At 73.0% G+C, this 2,836-nt stretch carries 2 protein-coding genes and 1 pseudogene; 2 read left to right on the top strand and 1 reads right to left on the bottom strand.

Annotated elements, in window-relative coordinates; genetic code table 11:
• The coding region (locus EFK10_RS11780; RefSeq protein ID WP_164835940.1) for an AAA family ATPase at positions 1–1,196 on the bottom strand (1,196 nt) is incomplete at its 3' end.
• A 79-nt stretch (positions 1,197–1,275) separates the two neighbouring features.
• On the opposite strand from EFK10_RS11780, the pseudogene EFK10_RS11775 reads away from it, so the two are divergent.
• A pseudogene (locus EFK10_RS11775) lies at positions 1,276–1,716 on the top strand (LysR family transcriptional regulator); the annotation flags it as partial.
• Between the two features lie 252 nt (positions 1,717–1,968).
• A partial coding sequence (locus tag EFK10_RS11765; RefSeq protein ID WP_127355673.1) for a hypothetical protein occupies positions 1,969–2,836 on the top strand: 868 nt, incomplete at its 3' end.

Below are 2,836 nucleotides of genomic sequence, written 5' to 3'. Positions count from 1 at the left end.
GCCGGGGCGCCCCGGCCCCGGGCCACGGCGGCGGCCTCGGCGAGGCCCTGCGCGACCCGCTCGTTCTTGCCCGGCGAGGCGAGCGCGAGGTGGCGGGCCCGTTCGATCACGTCCGACGCCGCCGCGGCCAGCGCCGCGTGCGCGGTACGCCGGTCCTCGGGCAGCGCCTCCGCGTAGAGCGCGGCGGATATCAACGGGTGGGCGAACCGTACGACGCCGTCCTGGTCGGTTTCGACCAGCCCGAGGGCGGAGGCCACCGAGATCTCGGCCTCGGCATTGGTCCGGCCCGCGCTGCGCAGCAGGGACAGGGTGGGGCGCGCACCCGCGCTGGTGATGAGCAGGGTGCGGCGGGTCTCGGCCGACAGCATGCCGAGCCGGTTGAGCACCAGCGTACGGAGCGAGGTGGGCACCGGCAGCGGCTCGCCCGGCCGGGGCGGGGTCTTGCTCTCGGCGAGCGCCCGGCCCAGCTCCAGGGCGAAGAGCGGATTGCCGCCGCTGGTGCGGTGGATGTCCCGCAGCACCGCCCGGGGCAGGTGGCCCTGCCCACGGTCGGTCAGCAGCTCGGACACCTGCGCCCGCGACAGCGCGGGGATGCGCAGCGTCAGCGCCTGCGAGGGGAAGGCCCGCACATAGCGGTCATGGTGGTCCTGCGGATCCCCGTCGGTCCGTACGGCGCCGATCATCCGCACCGGCAGCCCGCTCACCCGGCGCGCCGCGAACGCCAGCAGCTCGGCGCTCGCCGGGTCCATCCACTGCAGGTCGTCGGCCACGATCAGCACTGGGCCCCGGGCGGCCAGCGCGCGCAGCACCGACAGCACCGCCAGCCGCAGCGCGAGGCCGTCGCGCTGTTCGGAGGACTCACTGCGACCCGTGAGCGCCGACTCCAGCGCCGCGCGCTGCGGCGCGGGCAGCGAGTCGGACACCTGCTCCGCCACCAGCCCCAGCAGATCGACGAGGGCGAGGAACGGCAGATGCGATTCCGACTCCGTCGCCGAACACCTCAGAACCGTGGTTCCTTCCCCGGCGTATTCCGCGCCGAGCGTACGCACGATGACGGACTTGCCGATCCCGGCGGGTCCGTACAGCAGGACGCTGCCCCCCTGGCTCAGCTGCCCGCGCGCACGCGAAAGCACGTCGCTACGCCCGATCACCTGGTCAGGACGGGTTCTGGCCGGCACGCCGAAGCCTTGCTCCACGGGTAGCCGCTCCCTCCGGTGTCGTGTTCGGACAATGGTATGCAAAGGATCTCGCGGTGCGGACGACTACGGTGAGCCTGTGGAATTGCGGCAGCTCCGGTATTTCGTCGCGGTCGCGGAGGAAATGCACTTCGGACGGGCCGCCGAACGCATGCATATCGTGCAATCAGCGGTAAGTCGGCAGATCCGCCGTCTTGAGGGGGAGTTGGGGGTGGATCTCTTCGACCGCTCCCCGCGTCGCGTACGGCTCACGGCGGCCGGCGAGTGCTTTCTGCCGGAGGCCCGTACGGTCCTCGAAGCGGAGCGGCGGGCGAGGGCGGCAGTGGCCGCTTTCACATCGGATTGCGCCGCCGTGCTGCGGTTGGGCACCAGTACCGGACTCGGCGAGCACCTGGACCAGGTGCTGGACGCCTTCGCGGAGCTGGCCCCCGGCGTGGGCGTGGAGCTGGTGTCGGCGCCGGCGGGGGAGCGGCTCGGGCAGGTCGCCGACGGGCGGCTCGACGCGGCCTTCGTACGGGGCGGCGGCGAACCCCGGCCGAGTCGGTCCAGGTCTGGATCCACGAGGTCCCCGCCGAGAGCTGGGGCAGTGCCGGGAAACTCGCCGCCGACAAGTAGCGGCCGTGCGTCCGGCAGGGCGTGTGGGCGTTGATCCGATCGAATGATTCTCTGCCCACACTCCGTGTCGTACGTACCCTTCTGGGCCTTACCTGTTGGATCGTCGCCCTATATGACGGTATGACAAGTCCGTCCTGGCCCACGAAGGAGTACTCAAGTGAACGCACGCTCGGGGACAATCGCCCTCGCTGCCCTGGCCTTCGGAGGCGTCGCGCTGGTCACCGCCGCGCCCGCTTTCGCCGCACCCGGCGACAAGGGCGTCGTGGACATCCGCGAGGTCGGCAGCACCACCGCGACCACGCCGGCGACCACGCCCGCCGCGCCGCCCGCGGCCACGCCTGCCACCCCTGCCACCCCCGCCGCGCCCGCCGCGCCGGCGCAGGGTGGTGATACCAGGGTCTGCCACTTCTACCTCGACGCCAGCGGTTTCGAGACCGTGAGCCAGGCCAACTGGCAGATCACCCCGGCCCCGGCCCAGGCCGGCGGCCCGACCCGTTCCGGGAGCATTTCGCTGACCGCCGGTGCCGGTGTGACGGCCGCTGTGGCGCCGCAGCTGCCGGACGGCACCTACAAGCTGTCCTGGAGCTTCCAGGGCCAGGAGATGGCCGGCAAGGAGAAGACCTTCCGGGTCGCCTGCCCCGCGACCGCCGACGAACAGGCCGGCGCCGTCCAGGCGGCGAGCACCGACCAGGCCCAGGCCAACGGCACCGGTACGAACGCCGACTGGGGCAGCGACGGCAGCGACGGCGGCGACGGCGGTGGTGGCGACGGCGGTGGCAGTGACGATGGCGGTCGTGCCGACAGCGGCGGCAGTGACGACTGGGGCAGCGACCAGGGCGGCCGCGACGACTGGGGGGGCAACAACGACAACTGGGGTGACAGCGGTTACAGCAGCCGCGCCCACCACCAGATCGCCTACTGGCCGCAGGCCGGTCCGCGCACCGGCTTGGGCGGTTCCGTCGCCGCCGCGAGCACCGGTGAGATCGCCGCGGGCGCGGCCCTCGCGGCCGGCGCCGCCGCCGGCG

It is taken from the genome of Streptomyces soli, assembly GCF_003999195.1.
Lineage (GTDB): Bacteria > Actinomycetota > Actinomycetes > Streptomycetales > Streptomycetaceae > Actinacidiphila > Actinacidiphila soli.
This window is presented reverse-complemented; position numbering and strand designations above follow the sequence as displayed.